We start from the raw sequence: 20,615 nt of genomic DNA on the forward strand, positions 1-20,615 counted from the left end.
GTCAGGCAAAAATAATCCCACACAGCACCCCATGGAAGAGCTTTTGCTTCCTCCATGAGGGCAAGTTTCTGAAAGCCCTGGTTCTTATCTTCATAAGCCCTGAGTTCCTTTGAAGGCTCAAGCAAAGCAAAGAGAAAACTCTTCTGTGCGTTTCGGGTTCCGATTACGTAAGCACCAATTCGGTTGATGCTGGCATCAAAGAAATCCAATCCGATATTCACCTTTTTAAGTGCATTTGCCCTAACAATTTCAAGGCTCAGTTGAGTCAGTTCGTCATTCAATGAAAGGACATGGTCACTGTCCCAGCGAATGCCTCTGCTTAGATGAAACATGATTTCCTTTGAAAAAAGCAGGATGGAAGAAACTTTATCGGCCACAGATTCTGTAGGGTGAAAATGCCCCATATCGATACACAGCATTTTGTTTCTGGTAAAGCAATACCCCATATAAAACTCATGGGAGCCGACAACAAAAGCTTCGCTTCCGATTCCGAACAATTTGCTTTCGAGCGAATCGGCCATGTGTTTCTCATTGTAATCATCCTCAAAGATGGTATCCAGGGATTGCCGGAGCAATTCACGGTGATTCAGGCGGTCCACAGTGAGGTCTTTGGAACCATCCGGGATCCATATATTGTGCACGGTTCTTTTTTTCAGTTCTTTTCCCATAAATGCGCTGATTTCGCGGCTGCGCCTGACGTGTTCGATCCAGAATTCCCTGATTTTTTTATCCTTGCTCGACAAGGTAAAACCGTCATTGGCCAGCGGATGGGAAAAGCATGTACAGTTGAAGTCAAGCCCGAGTTCATTGTTTTTTGCCCAATCTATCCAGCTTTTATAATGTTTTGGTTCGATCTGATTGCGGTCAACTGTTTTCTTTCCAAAATCACCGTAACTGGCGTGCATATTAAACCGGTGTTTGCCCGGAATAAGTGAATAGACAAATTCCAGATCGTTGCGGAGTTCATCAATAGTACGTGCTTTGCCCGGGTAGTTACCAGTGGCCTGAATACCGCCGCCGGAGAGGGCAGCATCCGGCTTTTCAAAACCTCCCACATCATCGGCCTGCCAGCAATGCAGTGATATGGAAATCTGCTGAAGGGTTTCCAGTGCCTTGTCGGTATCCACACCCAGAGATGCATAACGTTCCCTGGCCGCAGAATAAGCTTTTTCAATTTTCTGGTTTTTCATACGATTGAATGGTTAGTTGGTTACTATTTTTCTAAATTTTTCATATGCATCTCCCCATAATGAGGTATCCGATGGTTCATACATTTTTACAGGAAATGAATTTCTGATAATTTCCCGAATCTCGGCACGTGAACTGACCTTTCCGGCAGCCATAGCCTGCACCATAATATTGCCCAGGGCAGTTCCTTCCGAAGGGCCTGTTACCACGGGAATACCGCAGGCATCGGCCGTGCACTGGCAAAGGAACTCATTTTGAACTCCTCCACCGATAATATAGATGGTTTCAATGGGAAATCCTGAAATTTCCCGCAACTGATCCAGAACATAACGGTATTTCAGGGCAAGGCTTTCGTAAACGATGCGGGAAATGGTTCCTTCATCTTCCGGTACACTTTGCCCTGTTGACCGACAATACTGAAGAATGGCGGCCGGCATATTGGGAGGATTCAGGAAGGCGGAGGCATCAGGGTCAATAAAAGCTGAAAAGGGGCGGGCTTTTTTGCTCATTTCCACTATGCCGGCATAGGAGAATTTTTCCCTACCCCATGCAGCACGGCACTGCTGGATCAGCCATAAACCCATGATATTCTTCAGCACTCTGAAGGTATGTTCCACTCCGCCTTCATTGGTAAGATTAAATGCATAGGTTTTTTCATTTATCAGCGGCACAGAAGATTCAATACCCATAAGTGACCAGGTTCCTGAACTGATGTAAGCCCAGTTTTTCCCCCTGGCCGGAACGGCAGCAATGGCAGAACCTGTATCGTGTGTGGCGACAGCAACCACGGGTACCTGCCCCAGGCCGGTATTCCTTCCTATTTCTTCTTTAATTTTTCCAATGAAGGTACCTGGCTGTACAATCTCCTGCATCAGGGAAACCGGAAGATTCATGGCATCGAAAAACTTCGTCTCCCAGGCATTTTTCACGGGATTAAACAACTGGGAAGTAGTGGCAAAAGTGAACTCCGATTTCCGCACACCGGTAAAGAGGTAATGAAAAATATCGGGTACAAACAACAGATGAGCTGCATACCGGAGCAGTGGCGATCCGGAGTAAACCAGAGAGTATAGCTGAAAAAGGGTATTCAGTTGCATAAACTGAATTCCTGTGAGTTGATAAACCTCATCCCTGGGGATCAGCCGGAAGAAAGCTTCCATCATTCCGTCGGTACGGGAATCCCTGTAACAGACCGGCATGTCAAGGAATGATCCGTCTTCTGCCAGCAGGGCAAAATCAACCCCCCATGTATCAAATCCGACCGAAAGTGGTTTGGAGTTCTGGGCGGAAACCTTGCTCATAGCCGCAAGCACCTCCTCATAGAAACGGTAAATATTCCAGCGGTAATGGCCGTTAACAAAGAGCATTCCCGTCGGGAATCTGGCTATCTCACTCAGAGAAATTTTATTATCGTCTAACGTTCCAAGGATAGCACGACCGCTTTCAGCCCCCAGATCAAAAGCGAGAAATTGGGAACCAATTGCCATAAACTAAAAATTTATTGTTCGAAAATAAGAGTTTTTAGCATATCAAGAAGCGAAATCCCAGTTTTCGTCAATCAAATTTGAAAAAAAAGAAAAACATTTTATGGCTTTCTGAATTTCATGCAATCTGTATCCCTGTGTTGTATCCACAATTACTGCATGACCCGTTTTCATCCAGGGCAACTACCTGTGTTGTGTAACCTATTCTTCTGATAAGAAGAGCACCGCAGGAAGGACAATAGGTGTTCTGGGTGTCAGGAATATCAATATTTCCGACATACACATAATTCAGTTCGTTGCGTGCAATGCGGTAAAACCGGATAAGGGTATCAGAAGGTGTGGGCGGATTGGTGAGTTTATATGCCGGAAAATAACGCGAAAGATGCAAAACGGTGTTTTTACCCAATTCACTGGCAATCCATTTGACCATGGAGGTAAAGACCATTTCATCATCGTTTGCACCAGGTATAATAAGATTTGTAATTTCCAGATGGGCTCCAGCCTTTCTGATTTGTTTCAGGCTATCCAGAACAGGAGACAGTCGGGAGCGGGTGTATTTTCGGTAAAAGGATTCATTAAAACTTTTTAAATCAACATTGAATGCGTCAATCCATAGAAGCAACTCGCTGAGAGGTTTCGGATCCATGAAACCGTTGGTAACCATCACATTCTTCTGTCCCTGCTCTTTAATAAGAGGAGCTGTGTCCCTGATCATTTCGAACGACATAAATGGTTCATTATATGTATATGCCAGGCCAATATTTCCACGATTCCGAAGGGAGAGGGAAGCCAGTTTTGGGGGATCAATCATTTGAAGTGATGGGAATTCTTCAGTACCTGATTGGGAGATTTCATAATTCTGGCAAAAAATGCAGGAAAGATTGCATCCCACACTGCCTGCCGAAAGAATCATCTTACCGGGATAAAAATGATATAAAGGTTTTTTCTCAACAGGATCAACATGAATAGCAGAAAACACACCGTATGATTCAGTATATAATACTCCTCCGGCATTTTTTCGTACCCTGCAGATGCCATATTTGCCTTCACTGATAACACAATGATGAGGGCAAAGCAAACAATGTACCCTTTGGTCATCCAACTTTTCATAGAAAAGTGCTTCTTTCATACCCTGTTGTTTTTTTTTATAAATTTAAGGAAACAATTTTCAATAATTATGATAAAAGGTACATCGATTATATCGTTCATTCTTTGCCTGGCAATTCCTCTGGTGATTGGAACCATTTCAGGTATGGCTACGAGCAAAACAGATGGCTGGTACGACAGCCTAACAAGACCTTCTTTCAATCCTCCTGGTTATTTGTTTGGGATTGTCTGGCCGGTGCTTTACATCCTTATGGGAATTTCGCTCTATCTGATCTGGAAATCACAGCCGGGAAACCTGCGCACTTTGGCCCTCTGGGTATTTGCCATCCAGATGATACTCAATTTTCTCTGGAGTTTTATCTTTTTCCGTTTTCACCGGATCGGCTGGGCCTTTGCAGAAATTTTGCTCGTATGGATCAGCATCGTTGTCATGATCATTGTTTTTTATAAGATCAGCCGCACCGCAGGGCTCTTGCAGATTCCCTACCTGCTGTGGGTGACATTTGCGTCGATTCTTAATGGTTCTTACTGGTTATTAAACAAGTAGAGCTTTCAATTCCAACATATGCTGAAACATGTGAACATCACCGTAAGGGGAAGGGTTCAGGGGGTTGGATTTCGCTATTCGGCTCTGGAAGCCGCGGAAGAACTTGGAATTAAGGGATTCGTCCGCAACATGCCCGACGGAAGTGTATATATTGAAGCAGAAGGGGAAGAAGAGGAAGTTCTGCAATTTATTGAATGGTGCAGACAAGGACCCGGCTATGCTTATGTAAAGGAGGTTCTTGTCCAGGAAGCACCGTTAGGTCACTTTCCTGATTTTGAGATCAGAAGATAAAAGCATTCCTGAAGTTGAGGATGCCTTATCCGAACATGTAATGTTTTCTGATTCTTTCGGTAATTTTCCAGGTACACTTCAGTCCCTGCTCAAAAACTACCCAATCGCCTGCACCAAATTCAATATGCGAACCATCCGGAGCAGTGACCCTGGCTTTGCCTTCCAGAATGTAACAGGTCTCTTTCTGATCGTAATACCAGGGAAATTCCGAAGGTTCTTTTTCCCAGGTATCCCATTCCGCGGCCATTTCAATTTCGGCCTGAGTAGGTTTTCTAACAGTCATCATCCGGCTCATATGATTTCGATAGTTGAGAATTCAATCCAACCTTTATTTCCGTTGGCTATTCGGATTTCAACCCATTGTCCGACAGCGTCTTCAATTCGCACTTTTGTTCCTTCATGGAGGACGAACAGATCTGACGATCCGGCGTCAGGAGAGCTTTTCACGGTAGCAGAAGGCACCATTACAATACCTTCGTTTCGTGCATGGAATTCCTTACTCTGACGGTAACCGGATATGCCGGTAAGGATAGCTCCCAGCAGAAAAAGAACCGACAGGGAAAAGAAAATCTTTTTACGGTTTACCTGTGCGGAAAACAGAAACAACAGAATCAGCGTAAGACTTACAAAAAAAAGAACTATGCTGAGGATCATCCAATGATCGGAGTCCATCAAGGAACGAAATGCACGCCACCATGCCGTCAGAAAAAATTCCGGGAGACTTTCAATTTTATCTACAGTATATGCGCGGGCCAGCTGAAGGTTGAAGCGTATATCCTCATCAAAAGGTTTCAAACGGTTAGCCCTTTCATAGTTCAGTATGGCTTTCCCGATCTGACGCATTTTGAAACAGGCATTTCCCAGGTTGAAATATACCTCAGGTGCAGTATAACCGGAGTTAATCAGAGAATCATATAAAGTGGCTGCTTCAGCATACCGGCCTTCGGAATAGAATTTGTTAGCCATGCTATACAGGGAATCAGGTATCACCTCAGCTTTGGCCGGAAGCGTAAAAAGGAACAGCAACAAGATTATTTTGATATGTCGCATATTACTTCAGGTTTTGATCAATTTTTTCCATCAGAACGACCGCATTCTCGTATGTTTCCTTCATGGAAGGAAGGGTACCGGCAGGAGCAAACCTTGCCAATTCGCACGTGTCAATAATTTTGCCAAGTTGTTCTTTGAGTTCCCCGGAAATTCCTCTTTCTGACAGAGCCTGCCATGCATTATCACGCGACAGATTCGCCAGAGGAATCATAAGCTTATCGCTCAGGTAGCCCCAGATAGCCTTTAAGATTTCTTCATAAAATTCATCCTGTTGCTGGTTTTTCATAGCCTTTTCAGCCTTTCTGAGGCGTTTTGCGGCAAGGCGGGCAGCCCGTTTATGGCGCATTCTGGCTGCGTCTGCCCGTTCGCGAATGGTCTTCCTCCGGATACCGATCAGCAGGGCAAAAAGAACCAAAGGAGCAACATACCACAGAATAAATAAATGGCTGTCAAGCAGGAGTTGTTTGTTTTTCCAATCGGGTATATTTCGCTTAATATACCGGATATCCTGGTTCAGCAAACGAACATCTTCCCGTGAAAGACCCGATACGACGGTAATGGTTGTATCTTCGCGACCCTTGTTTACAGTAACCGAAAAGGGCTGGGATGCCAATGTTTTATATTCATTGCTCCGGGGAGAGAAATAACTAAAGGATACCGGCGGAATGGTAAAGGTTCCCGGATGTCGTGGAATGGCAATATACTCAAATGTGACTGATCCGGTTGTTCCCTCTGTTGTATATTCTTCCTGAACATTTGCTTTTGGCGGGTAGGCATCAAAATCGGCAGGGAAAGAAACAACAGGGGGATTGATCATTTTCATATTTGCTTTCCCCGTCAGCTTAATCTTTAACGTGAGGGCATCATTGGTATTCAGTTCAGGCTTATCGATGGAAGCTGCCATCGACAAATCGCCAACTGTACCGCTGAAATTGGCAGGCTGCCCCGGCGGAAGGGGTTTCACATGGATTGTAACCGGTTCAGACCGGAAGGTAACAGGTTGTTCCTGTATGGTAGGAAAATCGAAATCAAAATCGAACCAGCTTCTTGAACGTCTGGTTACCGTTCTCTGCACTGCTCCGTTAAATTCAACCGAGCCAATGGTCAGATCGCCTGTTTTCTGGGGATAAAGAATAAACCGTGCAATAACACCGGTATTGTAAATTTGTCCGTTCACATTTTCCCGGGTAAGCTGGCGAAGTTCCGGAGTTGGGATATCGTTTTTGTAGAATCCTTGCAAAGCAGGCAATTTAGGAGGGGCAAGCCGCGAAAGGCCCATCCTGTCGTATACTTTAAGAGTAACTATTACCGGTTCCCTGAGATAGACGTTCCGTTTATCAACTAGGAATGCAGCAAAAAGATCTTTTCCCCCCTTAATACTTTCTGCTTCCTCCCCTGAAGGGGACCGGGCTCCCTGTTGCGGTTGAGAAGCAGGAGTACTCCCTTTCACCACTTCAATGGACAGGGCATTGGATGAAAAGTTCTTCCCTTTAATTGTGGCCTGAGCCGGAGGTATTTCAAACTTTCCGGTAGAATTTGCCCGGAGATAGTAGGTATAACTCACTGTAATATTCTGCCGGATCTGGGTTCCGATCATCTGGACGCTAGTGCTGGTACTGGTTGACGGACCACCGAGCAGTTCAAACGGGCTGAATTCGGGTTGCCGGAACTGTTCAGGCCTTGCATTGAGGGTGTAAACTACTTCAAAAGGTTCACCCGTTGCCACTACCGAAGGAGCTGATGCCTTAAAATCAACATCCTGGGCCGGAACCTGAGTAACAGAGTTTACCAGCACCAGTACCAGAGGAAGAACGTATCTGAATTCCTTTCTCATTTTTACCAGTTTTTATCAGTTGTACGCCTGGCAACAGCCTGCTGCCGGTTCAGTTTTTCCCTTGTCTGTTTCTCATTGTTTAAAAGTGCCTGAAGGATTCTTTCCGCATCCTGGCGCGATATCTCGTTCCGTGGCTGTGGCTGCTGCTGCTTGTCCTGCTGATTCTGATCATTCTTATTCTGCTGATTTTGCTGGTTTTGTTGTTTTTGCTGATCCTGATTCTGCTGTTGATTTTTATTCTGGTTCTGCTGTTGTTGCTGCTGTGACTGCCGGAGCATTCTTTGCGCGATCATCAGGTTGTGTTTCGCCTCCATATCCGAAGGATTCAATAAAAGAGATTTTTTGTATGCATCAATACTTTCCTCAATTTTTTTATCACTGAACAGTGCATTTCCCAGGTTATAATAACTCTTTGCCTGAATCTGCCGGTTGGTTTTATCACCGGTCAGGTCAGCGAAGGTGTTTGCAGCTTCCGAAAAACGTCCCTGTTTGTATTGTGCATCACCCAGATTGAACAGGGCCCGGTGGGAACCACCCTTTTCCTGCAATGCTTTTCGGTAGCTGACTTCAGCCTCATTGTATTTTTTTGCCTCATACAGTTTGTTCCCTTGCCTGACGAATCTTCGTTCTGCTGATGATTGGGCAGTAAGGATTCCGTTCAGCATGAGCGGGAGGACAAATAACAATATATATTTTGGAGCAGTCATAATATTACAGTTTAAGACGGAAGAGATTGAATTTACGCAACCAGGGATTTCGTCTGTCCTGCAAAAATAATTCGAATAAGAGGAAAAACAGCGCAAGGCCGGCAGGATACATGAACTGGTCATCGTATTCTGAGTATATCTGGGCTTTGTATTCTTTCCGGTCCATTTCATCAATTTTTGTAAGGATTTCTTCCAGACCGAACCGGAGGGCCGTAGCCCTGATGTACGTCCCATTGCCTGCGGCAGCGATTTGATTCAGAAGAGCTTCATCAAGCCGAGTAACCACCACCTGGCCTGACTGATCTTTGAGGAAGTTCTGCTGATCGCCTCCCGGAAGCGGAATGGGGGCACCCGAAGGAGTTCCGACACCGATGACAAAAACGACAATTCCTTTTTCAGCAGCCTCCCGTGCGGCTTCCACTGCATCGTCCTCATGATTTTCACCGTCGGTAATTATTACAATTGCCTTTTTCAAACCGCTTTGCGGATCAAAAGAAGAAGCGGCAAGCCGTATAGCAGCACCAATGGCAGTTCCCTGTACAGGGACCATGCCCGGATGAATCCCGTCAAGAAATTGTTTTATGGAAACATAATCGGTTGTTACAGGCACCTGAATATAAGGAGAACCAGCAAACACGAGCAGCCCGATCCTGTCATTGCTCAGTTTGTCAGCCAGACGCGCTACTGCCTGTTTTGCCCTTTCCAGACGTGATGGCTGAACATCCTGCGCCAGCATGCTGTTGGAAACATCTAACGCTATAAACAGTTCAATGCCTTTCCGTTTGACTTGCGTAAGCTTTGAGCCAACCTGAGGCCTGGCAAGGGCCACGATCAGAAAACCCACGGCCAACATGAGCAAGACAAAACGTACCAGGGGGCGCACCGGAGTATAGCCGGGCATCATCTCCTGAAGAAGATTTTTATCGCCAAGTTTCTGCAAAGTTTTGTTTCTCAGAGCCCGGTTCAACATAAACAGCAGAACCATGACGGGTATCATCAGCAGGGCATATAACCACTCAGGATGAGCAAACCGGAACATACACAAAACAGTTTAAGGTATCGTTCTGATGATAAATAATTTGATTCCTGCGCTGATCACCAGTAACAGGAATGCTCCTGTTGCAAACAAAGCATATTCTTCCTCTTTTTTAGCATACTCACGCACTTCGACCCGAGTTTTTTCCAGCTGATCAATTTCCTGGTATATGGCCCGGAGTTTATCATTGTCGGTAGCCCGGAAATATTTTCCTCCGGTTAAATCGGCTATTTTCCTGAGTACCGGCTCATCGATTTCAACAGGAACGTTTTGATACTGAATTCCATAAGGAGTCTGTACCGGATAAGGAGCGGTACCCATTGTGCCGATTCCAATGGTATAAACCCGGATATGAAACGTACGGGCCAGCTCGCCTGCAGTAAGAGGATCGACAGAACCGGTGTTATTGACACCGTCAGTAAGCAGGATCACCACCTTGCTTTTCCCTGCCGATTCCTTCAGTCTGCCAACAGCTGTAGCCAGTCCGTCGCCCAAAGCAGTTCCATCCTGAATCATGCCACTTTTTACAGCATTCAGCAAATTGACCAATGTAACGTGATCGGTGGTAACAGGGCATTGGGTAAAACTTTCAGCACTGAAAACCACCAGACCGATCCGGTCATTCTTTCTTCCGGCAATAAACTCAGCGGCAATCTTCTTCCCTGCTTCGAGACGGTTTGGCTTAAAATCTTCGGCCAGCATACTACCCGAAATATCCATGGTAAGCATAATATCAATGCCTTCGGCCGAAGTATCTTTCCACCGGTTGGATGATTGAGGACGTGCCAGTACAATAATCAGCAAAACGGATGCAACCGCATTCAAAACAAATGGAACATGAACGAAATTTTTTCTCCAGCCACCGGCATATTTTTTCAGTTGTCCTGTCAGAGGAAACATCATGACCGGATTTCTGGAGCGGAAGGAATATATGTACCAGCCAGCAGCGAGCAATACCAGAATAATCAGCAAAAAGAATTCCGGATGAACGAACGACAGATTCCCCATACTACATCTGTTCTTTTTGGTTGTTTGCAGTTACATTTCCTGGAGTATGTCCTTCAATGGTATGATTTACAAAAACATATGCATTCAGCATATTCGATTCATTTTCATCAGGCATGGGAAGTTCCCGTGCAAATTTTACCATATCGGCCAGTAATAAAAGCTCCTGCAAGGCCCTGAGGGTATCTTCCTCCAGGACGAACGGCTTCATGCTCTGCAAAATTTCGGTACTGGTCTGCTCCATTGCCGGCACATGGAAACGCTGTTCAATATACCGCCGGATGATTTCAGTAAGCCGGGTATAGTATTCCTTGACGAGTCCCTGCTGCCAGAGTTTTTCTTCTTTCAATCTGTCCAGTTCACGCAAGGCAATAACATGTGCCGGTTCTGAAGGTTTTTCCGGCTCAGCCTGTTTGTCCCTGAGGGTTCTCTTCCTCTTCACATATTTTATTATCAGGAATATGATCAGAGCTGCCAGCAGAACCGGAAGAATTATGCGCAGGTAATCCTCCAGCGTATAGGGAGCAGGCAGAGGTTTTTTAATGTCAAATAGGGTCGGTATGGTATCAGTAGGGGGGTATGTAACCGAAAGCTGCACGGGTGTTGAAAAGAGCGTATCTGTATTATTTCCCCTGTTTAATCTGAAGGGTAAAGATGGTATTTCGAAAAGTCCGCTGTCAAAAGATGTAATAAGATAACGGTGAATAATTTTCTGGCGGGTACCTGACATAAGGGTATCAGCCTGTATGCGGCGAACTACCCTGATGTTTGGTGTAAGGGAATCATTCAGATGAGGGAATTCTACTTGGCAGGTCTTTTCGGCATCTACTTCGAGGGTAAGGCCGATCTGATCACCGATAAGTATAGAGGAGGTATCGGTTTTTACCTTGATTTCGGCCTCCTGGGCAACGGTTTTATTCACAAAAAGAAAAACGGCCAGCCCGATGCACAGAAGGGTTTTACCGGGAAGGATTTCTACCCAAAAATGTGTTTCTCTGACACCTTTCATACAGTCACTGGTTTTTCAAATCCTATCGTTTTTTAAACAACTGTATCAGCGGAGGCACGTAGTCCTGGTCGGTTGCTATTTCAACGCTATCGATTCCGTACCGTGCAAAAATGTTTTTCAACGCTTCATCATACATTTGAATGTGCTGATGGTACCTCTGACTGAAAGTCCTGTCGGAGGTATCGACAAGCACTTGCTGACCCGTTTCAGGATCCTGGAGGAAAAGCAACCCCGCCCGGGGAAGTTCCCTTTCCAGTTTATCAAATACTTTTACAGCAATCAGATCATGTTTCCTGGCGATGATTTTAAGCTGTTCTTCGAAACGGGGCCGGCTGTCGAAGCTGTCATACATATCGGAAATAAGGAAAACGATGGAACGTTTTTTCACTGCATTGGTGAGATAGCGCATAGCTTCACCGATATTGGTGGCAGGATGTTCCGGCTGAAATTCAATTAGTTCCCGGATAATGCGAAGTATATGCTGACGGCCTTTCTTTGGAGGAATAAATTTCTCAGGGCGGTCGCTGAACAGGACGGCACCAACTTTATCGTTATTCTGGATAGCCGAAAAAGCGAGAAGAGCAGCAATTTCAGCAATCCTCACACGTTTAGTCCGTTGCCGGCTTCCAAAAACAGCTGATCCGCTGACATCCACCAGTAAGATAACCGTCAGTTCACGTTCCTCCTCAAAAACCTTCACATACGGATGATTGAAACGGGCAGTGACGTTCCAGTCAATCGTCCGGACATCATCTCCATACTGATACTCTCTCACCTCACTGAAAGCAATACCCCGACCTTTGAAGGCACTATGGTACTGCCCGGCGAAAATATGGCGGGTTAATCCCCTTGTACGGATTTCAATTTTTCTTACCTGCCTGAGTAGTTCTGTTGCTTCCACAACGCACCTGTTATTTATTGTTCAGACGGTTTGGTTACCAGAACAAAAAACCATTCCTCTTTCCGGAGGATAATCTGGTATTTTTTTCCATTACGGAAATAATACCAGGTTGAATCGTTCTGTCTTTTATAATTTTTGTCCAGCCACTCCAGCCTTTTGTAAAGGTTGGAGTAATCGCTGATCAGACGGGTTGAGGTACAGATATCCTTTTCCGAGAGGAAACAGTATAAGGTTTCCTCATTGATTTTATCAACAAATTTCAGATACCTGTACATATCATTTTTCCCGCTGTTGTCAGGAAGGAAAAAACGCATCTCTTTTCGTACGTGAACCATCACAGAATCTTTGGGCAACCCGACAAAATGCTGGCCAGAAGCGATAAACAGGCTTCCGGACAAGAGGATCAGTATGAAAAGGATCCGCGGCATAGGTTGCAATTATGATGGTTACAAATAGTTTCGTGCCTGAGAGCCGGATGCTGAATTAAGGTACTTCCACTGTGTTAAGAATATCGGTAATGATATGCTCGGTAGTAATATTCTCAGCTTCAGCCTCATAGGTCAATCCGATACGATGCCTCAGAACGTCATAGCATATGGCACGCACATCTTCCGGTATTACATACCCTCTGCGCCTGATAAAAGCATAGGCTTTGGATGCCATGGCAAGGTAGATGGATGCTCTGGGTGACGCACCGTAGGAAATCATGTTTTCATATTTCTCCAGCTTGTACTGGGAAGGATTTCGCGTAGCAAATACAATATCAAGAATATACTGTTCGATTTTCTCGTCCATGTATACGTCCTTTACCACAGAACGTGCCTTGAAAATGTCTTCCGGTTTCATAATCCGGGAAGCGTGGGGCAATTCCCTGGCAATATTCTGCCGCATGATAATTCTTTCTTCTTCCTTCTGCGGATAAGAAATGATTACTTTCAGCATAAAGCGGTCTACCTGGGCTTCAGGAAGCGGATAGGTTCCTTCCTGTTCGATCGGGTTCTGGGTAGCCAGCACCAAAAAAGGCTGTTCCAGGGGGAAAGTATGTTCACCAATGGTAACCTGCTTTTCCTGCATGGCTTCCAGAAGAGCGCTCTGAACTTTGGCAGGCGAACGGTTGATTTCGTCAGCCAGTACCAGATGAGCAAAGATGGGCCCCTTGCGTACTTCAAACGATTCTTTTTTCTGGCTGTAAATCATGGTACCGATCAGATCAGCCGGTAACAGGTCGGGAGTGAACTGTATGCGGCTGAATTTGGCATCGATAGTTTCTGCCAACGTTTTAACAGCCAGGGTTTTAGCCAGTCCAGGTACACCTTCAAGAAGAATATGTCCGTCGGACAACAAACCTATCAGCAGGCTTTCCACAAGATGCTTCTGACCGACAATAACTTTCCCAATTTCCATCTGAATCAGGTCAACGAAAGCGCTTTCTTTCTGAATTCTTTCATTCAATTCCTTGATGTTCACATTGTCACTCATATCGGAAAAATTAGTATGTTACATGTACTGCAAAATTTATACCGGTTGTTTACGCAGGGCGTCCGGCGATGCAAAAATGGCAATTATTTGCATTGCGCGTTGTTAAATTTTGTTAAGCTTAAAGAAGTGATTAACAGGAATTCTCCTTAGTTTTGCCAAAACCTTCTATGGCAGACGAACAGAAATACAGGTATTTTGCCGAAATTTCCTTTAAAGGAACAAGGTACCACGGATGGCAGATTCAGAAAAATGCCATTTCGGTGCAGGAAGTACTGAATGAAAGGTTTTCATCCATCCTCAGAGAAGAAATACAGGTTACAGGGGCCGGAAGGACAGACACCGGAGTACATGCTTTATATTACGTCGGACATTTTGACAGCATAAGGGAGAACCTGCATGCTGATACTTCCTTTCTTTACCACATTAATCAGTTTTTACCGTCTGATATTTCCGTTTACCGGATTTTACCGGTAAAAAATGATGCCCATGCGCGTTTTTCAGCCATTTCGCGCACATATGAATACCGGATATGCCGCAGAAAGAATCCCTTCCTTCAGGAATATGCCTGGATGTTCTACAGAGAACTGAATGTAAAGGCTATGCAGAACGCATGCGGATATCTTGTCGGAAAACACGATTTTTCAAGTTTCTGCAAAGTGCATTCCGGGGCACGGACGCATCTGTGTGCAGTGGAAGAGGCAGAATGGACAGAGAAAGAAGATATGCTGATTTTTCGCATTACTGCCGACCGTTTTTTGCGCAACATGGTACGGGCCATTGTCGGCACCATGATTGAAATCGGGAAAGAAGCTCTGCCTCCTGATGAACTGCATGATATTCTGGAGGCGCACAACCGATCGCAAGCGGGCGAATCTGTTCCTCCCCAGGGACTTTTTCTCACCCGGATTATTTACCCCCCTGAAATTTTTATCGGGGATTGGTCTCCTCTATCACTGCAGGCATTTATCTGACCGGGATGTTTATAACTGCATTCGGCAATACGTTAGAATAGATGTTATAAGTCTGTAGATTAACCACCTCACATTCACCCTCTTCCAAAAGTTGACAGGCTCATGCCAATGGAACAGCGCCATGACCTGTTAGTAAATTGAGGGCCTTATGCATCAAAAATATTCTTACCTTTGGCACGTACTGGAATTTATTTATGGAAGAAGAATTTGATGCCTGGTGGGAGGATGCAGAAACCCTTGATGTGGTTAAGCGATTCGAACAAATGATCGAATCGGAGGGATATGTATTTCTCGATTCGCAGGAATTTGAAACAGTTGTTGATTATTATCTGGAAATTAACAATCCCGGAAAAGCCCAGAAAGCTATTGATATTGGCCTGAGCCGGTTTCCCTGGTCAGGTACACTGACCATGCAAAAAGCCCAGCTGCTCTTGCGGGAAGGGAAACCTGAAGAAGCGCTGGTTTGTCTTACCAAGGTTCCGTTCCCTGAGTCCGAGTCGCCCGAATATGCTTTTCTGAAAGGGTCTTCTTTTGCCGATTTAAAGAAATTTGCCGAAGCCGACAGTTTTTTTTCACTGGCACTGACCCGTACCGAAGAGGAAAAAACCAATCTCTACCATTTGATTTCGGAAGCATTCAGCCGCAACGAAGAATACAGACTGGCATTGAAATATCTGCACCAGGCACTCCACTATCTGCCTCATATAGAGCCTTCCCTTCTGTTTGACACGGCCTTCATTTATGACAAGCTGAACCAGAACAGAAAGGCCATCTATTTTTACCGGAAATATCTGGATAAGGATCCATTTTCCGAACTGGCATGGTTTTATCTTGGCATTGTCTACATGCGTATGTCGAATTTTCAGAAAGCAGTGGAAGCATTCGACTTTGTAACTGCCATTGATGAAAACTATGAAGTAGCATATTACAATAAGGGGCTGGCCTATGCCAATCTGAGAGAATACCATAAGGCAATTGAAGCTTTCAATGAATTCATTGAACTGGAAGGCGAGCAGACTGATGTACTGGCAGCCATAGGTGAATGCTATGAAAACCTGGCCAATTATGGTAAAGCACGTGATTTTTATGAACGGGCACTGGAACATGATCCCGAAAATCCTGATGCATGGTACGGATTGGGAGTAGTTTCCCTGATGGAAGAGAATTTTCAGGCCAGTTTGCGGTATTTACGTTCTGCCATTGCCATGAACAAGCAGGAACCGGTTTTCTGGCGGACTCTGGGCGACGCCCTTTTTCAATCAGACAAACTGCATGAAGCAGTGATGGCTTATGAAAAATCGTGTGAGCTGGATCCGCACGATTCAAAAAGCTGGCTCGGCCTGGCAAAAGCATTTCAGATGCAGGGGAAAGACAGTGACATGCTGAATGCTCTGGAAAAAGCTCTTGTGTACAATGAAGAAGATGCCCACCTGCTGTACAGAGCTGCTGCAGCCTTTTTTCAGCATAAACAGATAGAAAACGGATTGCAGCACCTGGAGAAAGCCCTTAAGAAAAATTACGATCTGCTGTATCTTCTCTTTGAATATTTTCCTGAGTCAGACCAGTATCCTGTTATCGAAAATCTCATTCTGAAATATTCATTTAAGAACCTTTAGTCATATGAATTTTGAATTGTCGTATATTCCTTCAAGAGAACCAAAGCCCCGTTCAAAAGGCCTGACCATGGTAATGGACAAAGGCCTTAGCGCCGGTGAAGCAGTACAATTCGTCGCATCTTCGGGAGAATATACCGACCTGCTGAAATTTGGATTTGGTACAGCCCTTATAACCAGGGAACTGCAGGAAAAACTGAACATTTACCGGAAAGGTAATTTAAAACCATATTTCGGTGGTACCTTGTTTGAAATGTTTCTGGTACGGGGCGAATTTGACAACTACCGGAAAATGCTCGACAAGTACAAAATGGAATATACTGAAATTTCAGATGGTTCCATCCATATCCCTCATGAAGAAAAACTCAGGTACATTGAAATACTGTCTGGCCAGGTAACTGTAATTTCTGAAGTCGGAAGCAAGATAAAAGGAGTGCACATTCCTCCCAAACAATGGGTGGCCATGATGCAGGCCGAACTTTCAGCAGGAGCCTGGAAAGTAATTGCAGAGGCACGTGAAAGCGGGAACATAGGGATTTATAACGAAAACGGTACTGCAAACGAAGCGCTGATCGATGATATTATCAACAACGTAAATACGGAAAACATCATCTGGGAAGCTCCGGTGAAAAGCCAGCAGGTATGGTTCATCAAACTGCTGGGAGCCAATGTCAATCTGGGCAATATTCCCCCCAATGAGGTGGTAGCTCTTGAAGCGCTGCGGCTGGGTTTGAGGGGAGATACGTTTTATGAATTTCTCCCGGAAGAAATGAAGAAATTCAAACCATAATTCTCCGGCTATGCGACGTTTTGGTCTCATCGGATATCCGCTGGGACATTCCTTTTCCAAAGCATACTTTACTGAAAAATTTGCCCGGGAAAATATTACCGATTGTATTTACGAAAACTTTCCCCTCTCCGACATCAGTGAATTTAAGGGATTTCTTAATCAATACCCCGATCTGGAGGGACTCAATGTTACCATTCCTTACAAAGAAAAGATTATCCCTTTTCTGGATATTTTGGATCCTGTGGCCGGTGAAGTGAGGGCAGTAAATACCGTTGCAGTAATCCGCAATGGAAATTCCCGGTTGCTGGAAGGCTATAATACTGATGTTTACGGATTTGAGCTCAGCCTTTTAAACCACCTTAAGCCATGGCATACGCATGCACTTGTTCTGGGAACCGGTGGTGCATCAAAGGCTGTGGTATGGGTTTTGAAAAAAATCGGAATAAACTATCGTTTTGTATCGAGAACCCGGCAGGAAGGAATGCTCACCTATAACGAACTCAGCCGAACGGTCCTCTTAGACCATCTCCTCATTATCAACTGTACGCCGGTTGGAATGTACCCCGAAACGCAGCAGGCTCCTCCCCTTCCTTACGAACATCTTACAAGCCGGCATTTGCTGTATGACCTGATTTATAATCCCGAAAAAACCCTGTTTCTTTCCTACGCTGAAAAGGCAGGTGCTGGTTTTTGCAACGGTTTGGAGATGCTGAGACTTCAGGCTGAAAAATCATGGGAAATCTGGAACCGGAAGGGAAACAGTGCCGGCAATCTATAAAAGGCTTCTTTTTACAGATTGCGGGATCTCTTCATACGAAAAGCTTTTCATCGGTTGATCGGGTTTTCTGAGATGTTCGACTGTTTGTCTGATTTCTTCCACCCATTCCCGGGTGCTTCGTTCCGAAGTAAAATGGGTCCATGAAACAGGTTTGCCAAAGTAGAAGCGGATTTCCTTCCCTTTAAAGCGGAACATTTCATTGGGAAGAAGAAACGATTCAAAGCTTATATCAATTCTAAAGAAGCGGCGCAACGTAGCAATCAGGTAAAAAAGAAAACTATTGCGGGCGTCAGCATACACCGGAACAATATCTCTTTTATGCTGAACGGCCTTGACTACGAAACTTTTGTGCCAGGGTAAATCACGAACTTTTCCCCTTCGGTAAATAGAAACCACTCCTGCCGGGAAAACGAGAATATTATCGTTGCTGCGGAATAATTCATCCAGTGATACCAACTGGGATTTTTTGAAGCGTCCGTAAATATTAACTCCCGCAAAAACCGGCTTCAGGTTTTCGATATAAAGCAGCAGTTCGTTTACAACTGCTTTTACCTCGCCAAAGTGGGAGTAAATTAACCCCAGAAGACAAACTCCGTCCAGTCCGCCCAGAGGGTGATTGGTAGCAAAAATGTACCGTCCCTTTTCGGGAATATTTTCAATCCCGCTATATTTAATCTTAACGTCAAAAAAACGGATGATTTCTCTGATAAAATCCTGCCCTTCAATATCCTTACAGCTTTCAAGAAAAAGGGCAAAATTTTCCTGACGTAAGACCTTTTTAATGAATTTTGCCAGGGGCCGGTATTTGGCCGGTGCATGCTTCAGAATCAACTGCTCAATGTCCCACCTCTCGTACATTATAAACCGGTTTGTGCCACAATTAAGTCAATTGTCTTTTAAAATACCTGTGTTCTTCCGTGCGGTGAAAATACAAAAATGATAGAATTAACATCATGATCATTGTAAGTTAGATATTTTAATTTAACTTGCATATGTATAACCCTTAAAATACTAGCCTATGAGTGAAAATGCATTCAATTTCAACGAATTCATAAAGGAATCAAAGGATTCCCTTGTTAATCCGAAGGCATATTTTGCCTCTATGAAGACCGAAGGCGGACTGGGTGAGCCGATTATTAAAGCTCTCATCTATGGTACAGTAGCCGGAATCATTGGGTTAATCTGGAGTTTGTTGCATGTCAGTGCGGCTGTGGGGGGCATGTTTGGCAGTGCAGTTGGAATTACCGTCCTGCTTTTTGCCATAATTTTTTCTGTTATCGGTGTTTTTATCGGTGCGGTCATCGTGCTGATCATTTCAGCCATTGCAGGCGGAAAGACTGACTTTGAACCCTGCATGAGGGTTTCGGCAGCCCTGATGGTACTAATGCCCATAAGCGCATTCTTTGGCTTTGCAGGTTCCATTCATTACCTTCTGGGTTCCCTGATTTCCCTGGCAATTAACCTGTACGGTTTATGGATGCTGTATCATGCTCTGGTTCAACCATTGCAGGCCAAAGAAGGCACTACCAGAATTGTACTGTATGTGCTCGCCGGTTTGCTTGTGCTTTTCATGTTGCTTGGACTGGGAGCAAGGAGAGCAGTGCGTCATTTGGACCCTTACGGAAAGGATTTCAGGGAAAAGATGGAACAAACCTCAAAAGAATGGGAAAAAGCGCTGAATGAAATGGAAAAAGCCAGCAAAGATGAGGGAAACAATGTTCAGCAAGAGGGAGAAGAGTCAGAGGAGGATACACTGACCGAACAGGAATAAACCGTAAATGCACTTTTCCCGATAACCAGCGGTTGCTAACGGTTATCTGCTTATTACGATATTAAGGCGTTTGATGCCTTAGAGAGGGTTAGATTTCTTTTCTTGCTGCCTTCAGGGTATTCAGGAGCAATGCCGTGCGGGTCATAGGGCCGACTCCTCCCGGAACGGGGGTAATATAACTGCATCTGGGAGCCACTTCATCAAAAAGTACGTCTCCTTTCAGTACAAATCCTGATTTGGATTGTGGAGCAGGAACGCGGGTGGTTCCTACATCAATGACCACGGCTCCCTCTTTAATCATGTCAGCCGTGACAAATCCTGGTTGACCCATTGCGGCAATCAAAATATCGGCCTGGAGTGTAAAGTATTTCAGATTGGGCGTACGACTGTGGCAAAGAGTTACAGTAGCATCGCCATATTCATCCTTCCGTGAAAGAAGAATTGACAGAGGTCTGCCTACTATATTGCTCCGTCCAAGCACCACGCAATGTTTACCGGAAGTTTTAATCTGGTATCTTTTCAGCAGTTCAACTATACCAGCCGGAGTTGCGGAAACAAAACAGGGAAGGCCTGTTGCCATGCGCCCCACATTGACCGGATGAAAACCATCCACATCTTTTGACGGATTAATGGCTTCAATAATATGAGGCTCCCTTATATGACGGGGCAAAGGTAACTGCACTATAAATCCGTCAACCTCCGGATCCCGGTTAAGTTTTTCAACAGTCTGCAAAAGTTCCTCTTCGGTTACTGACTCATCAAATCTGAACAGGGAAGAAGTAAAACCGACCTCGGCACAATCCTTGATTTTGTTGTTAACATAGGTAATGCTTCCTCCATCGTTTCCGGCAAGGATAGCGGCAAGGTGGGGCGGTCTTTTGCCCGCCCGTACCATACTTTCTACTTCAGCGGCAATTTCTTTCCTGATGTTGGCAGCAGTCTGTTTTCCGTCAATCAATATCATAACGGGAAGGGTGTTAATATGGTTTCGGATTTTACGTTTCCTGGTTTATATCGATTGTTCGTTGTTTGCAGTGTAAAAGATCTGAGGGGT

General features: G+C 44.9%; 22 protein-coding genes. 7 read left to right on the top strand and 15 right to left on the bottom strand.

Annotation, left to right across the window (positions count from 1 at the left end; all coding sequences use genetic code 11):
- The 3 genes from GX419_03325 to amrS all read right to left on the bottom strand — a co-directional run.
- Positions 1-1,190: L-rhamnose isomerase (locus GX419_03325; GenBank protein NLI23722.1), on the bottom strand; the 1,190-nt coding region annotated here is incomplete at its 3' end.
- A 12-nt stretch (positions 1,191-1,202) separates the two neighbouring features.
- Complete coding sequence (locus GX419_03330; GenBank protein NLI23723.1) at positions 1,203-2,675, bottom strand: rhamnulokinase; 1,473 nt, start codon at positions 2,673-2,675, stop codon at positions 1,203-1,205.
- Between the two features lie 115 nt (positions 2,676-2,790).
- Positions 2,791-3,801: an AmmeMemoRadiSam system radical SAM enzyme gene (gene amrS / locus GX419_03335; GenBank protein NLI23724.1), complete on the bottom strand. Its 1,011-nt coding sequence runs from the start codon at positions 3,799-3,801 to the stop codon at positions 2,791-2,793.
- A 48-nt stretch (positions 3,802-3,849) separates the two neighbouring features.
- Between amrS and GX419_03340 the strand changes: the two genes are divergently transcribed.
- Both GX419_03340 and GX419_03345 read left to right on the top strand, forming a co-directional pair.
- The gene (locus GX419_03340; GenBank protein NLI23725.1) at positions 3,850-4,326 is read left to right on the top strand and encodes a tryptophan-rich sensory protein; all 477 of its coding nucleotides are present in this window, start codon (positions 3,850-3,852) and stop codon (positions 4,324-4,326) included.
- An 18-nt stretch (positions 4,327-4,344) separates the two neighbouring features.
- On the top strand, positions 4,345-4,617 hold the full coding sequence (locus GX419_03345) for an acylphosphatase (protein NLI23726.1): 273 nt from the start codon (positions 4,345-4,347) through the stop codon (positions 4,615-4,617).
- Between the two features lie 25 nt (positions 4,618-4,642).
- Here the strand turns inward: GX419_03345 and GX419_03350 are convergent, their stop codons facing one another.
- The 10 genes from GX419_03350 to GX419_03395 are packed head-to-tail and all read right to left on the bottom strand — an operon-like array spanning position 4,643 to position 13,638.
- The gene (locus GX419_03350) at positions 4,643-4,900 is read right to left on the bottom strand and encodes a DUF861 domain-containing protein (protein NLI23727.1); all 258 of its coding nucleotides are present in this window, start codon (positions 4,898-4,900) and stop codon (positions 4,643-4,645) included.
- Positions 4,901-4,908: 8 nt separating this feature from the next.
- Complete coding sequence (locus tag GX419_03355; protein ID NLI23728.1) at positions 4,909-5,667, bottom strand: hypothetical protein; 759 nt, start codon at positions 5,665-5,667, stop codon at positions 4,909-4,911.
- 1 nt (position 5,668) lies between these two features.
- Positions 5,669-7,501, bottom strand: a complete 1,833-nt coding sequence (locus GX419_03360) for a protein BatD (GenBank protein ID NLI23729.1) — start codon at positions 7,499-7,501, stop codon at positions 5,669-5,671.
- 2 nt (positions 7,502-7,503) lie between these two features.
- Entirely contained in the window at positions 7,504-8,208 is a 705-nt protein-coding gene (locus tag GX419_03365; GenBank protein ID NLI23730.1) for a tetratricopeptide repeat protein, read from the bottom strand.
- Between the two features lie 4 nt (positions 8,209-8,212).
- A complete protein-coding gene (locus GX419_03370) occupies positions 8,213-9,247 on the bottom strand; it encodes a VWA domain-containing protein (GenBank protein ID NLI23731.1) in 1,035 nt (344 codons plus the stop codon).
- Positions 9,248-9,259: 12 nt separating this feature from the next.
- Positions 9,260-10,243: a VWA domain-containing protein gene (locus GX419_03375; GenBank protein ID NLI23732.1), complete on the bottom strand. Its 984-nt coding sequence runs from the start codon at positions 10,241-10,243 to the stop codon at positions 9,260-9,262.
- A 10-nt stretch (positions 10,244-10,253) separates the two neighbouring features.
- Positions 10,254-11,258, bottom strand: a complete 1,005-nt coding sequence (locus GX419_03380; protein NLI23733.1) for a hypothetical protein — start codon at positions 11,256-11,258, stop codon at positions 10,254-10,256.
- Between the two features lie 22 nt (positions 11,259-11,280).
- On the bottom strand, positions 11,281-12,159 hold the full coding sequence (locus GX419_03385; protein NLI23734.1) for a DUF58 domain-containing protein: 879 nt from the start codon (positions 12,157-12,159) through the stop codon (positions 11,281-11,283).
- A 14-nt stretch (positions 12,160-12,173) separates the two neighbouring features.
- The gene (locus tag GX419_03390; protein ID NLI23735.1) at positions 12,174-12,587 is read right to left on the bottom strand and encodes a hypothetical protein; all 414 of its coding nucleotides are present in this window, start codon (positions 12,585-12,587) and stop codon (positions 12,174-12,176) included.
- Positions 12,588-12,642: 55 nt separating this feature from the next.
- Complete coding sequence (locus tag GX419_03395; protein ID NLI23736.1) at positions 12,643-13,638, bottom strand: MoxR family ATPase; 996 nt, start codon at positions 13,636-13,638, stop codon at positions 12,643-12,645.
- Between the two features lie 167 nt (positions 13,639-13,805).
- Here GX419_03395 and truA point away from each other — a divergent pair, with 167 nt between their 5' ends.
- From truA to GX419_03415, 4 genes are all read left to right on the top strand, one after another.
- Positions 13,806-14,609, top strand: coding sequence for a tRNA pseudouridine(38-40) synthase TruA (gene truA, locus GX419_03400; protein NLI23737.1), 804 nt, complete (start codon positions 13,806-13,808; stop codon positions 14,607-14,609).
- 194 nt (positions 14,610-14,803) lie between these two features.
- Positions 14,804-16,225, top strand: a complete 1,422-nt coding sequence (locus GX419_03405) for a tetratricopeptide repeat protein (protein NLI23738.1) — start codon at positions 14,804-14,806, stop codon at positions 16,223-16,225.
- A 4-nt stretch (positions 16,226-16,229) separates the two neighbouring features.
- Complete coding sequence (locus GX419_03410) at positions 16,230-17,012, top strand: phosphosulfolactate synthase (GenBank protein NLI23739.1); 783 nt, start codon at positions 16,230-16,232, stop codon at positions 17,010-17,012.
- Between the two features lie 10 nt (positions 17,013-17,022).
- Complete coding sequence (locus GX419_03415) at positions 17,023-17,790, top strand: shikimate dehydrogenase (GenBank protein ID NLI23740.1); 768 nt, start codon at positions 17,023-17,025, stop codon at positions 17,788-17,790.
- On the opposite strand, the gene GX419_03420 is transcribed toward GX419_03415, so the two are convergent.
- Positions 17,785-18,648, bottom strand: coding sequence for a glycerol acyltransferase (locus tag GX419_03420; GenBank protein ID NLI23741.1), 864 nt, complete (start codon positions 18,646-18,648; stop codon positions 17,785-17,787). The two genes, GX419_03415 and GX419_03420, sit on opposite strands and share 6 nt — an antisense overlap.
- A gap of 160 nt (positions 18,649-18,808) precedes the next feature.
- Here GX419_03420 and GX419_03425 point away from each other — a divergent pair, with 160 nt between their 5' ends.
- Positions 18,809-19,561 carry a YIP1 family protein gene (locus tag GX419_03425; protein ID NLI23742.1) on the top strand — a complete coding sequence of 251 codons (753 nt, stop codon included), beginning with the start codon at positions 18,809-18,811 and terminating at the stop codon, positions 19,559-19,561.
- A gap of 88 nt (positions 19,562-19,649) precedes the next feature.
- On the opposite strand, the gene GX419_03430 is transcribed toward GX419_03425, so the two are convergent.
- Positions 19,650-20,525 (bottom strand): bifunctional 5,10-methylene-tetrahydrofolate dehydrogenase/5,10-methylene-tetrahydrofolate cyclohydrolase, encoded by an 876-nt coding sequence (locus tag GX419_03430; GenBank protein ID NLI23743.1) that lies wholly within the window; start codon positions 20,523-20,525, stop codon positions 19,650-19,652.
- Positions 20,526-20,615: the final 90 nt, after the last annotated feature.

The sequence above is a fragment of the Bacteroidales bacterium genome (assembly GCA_012517825.1).
Classification (GTDB): domain Bacteria; phylum Bacteroidota; class Bacteroidia; order Bacteroidales; family JAAYUG01; genus JAAYUG01.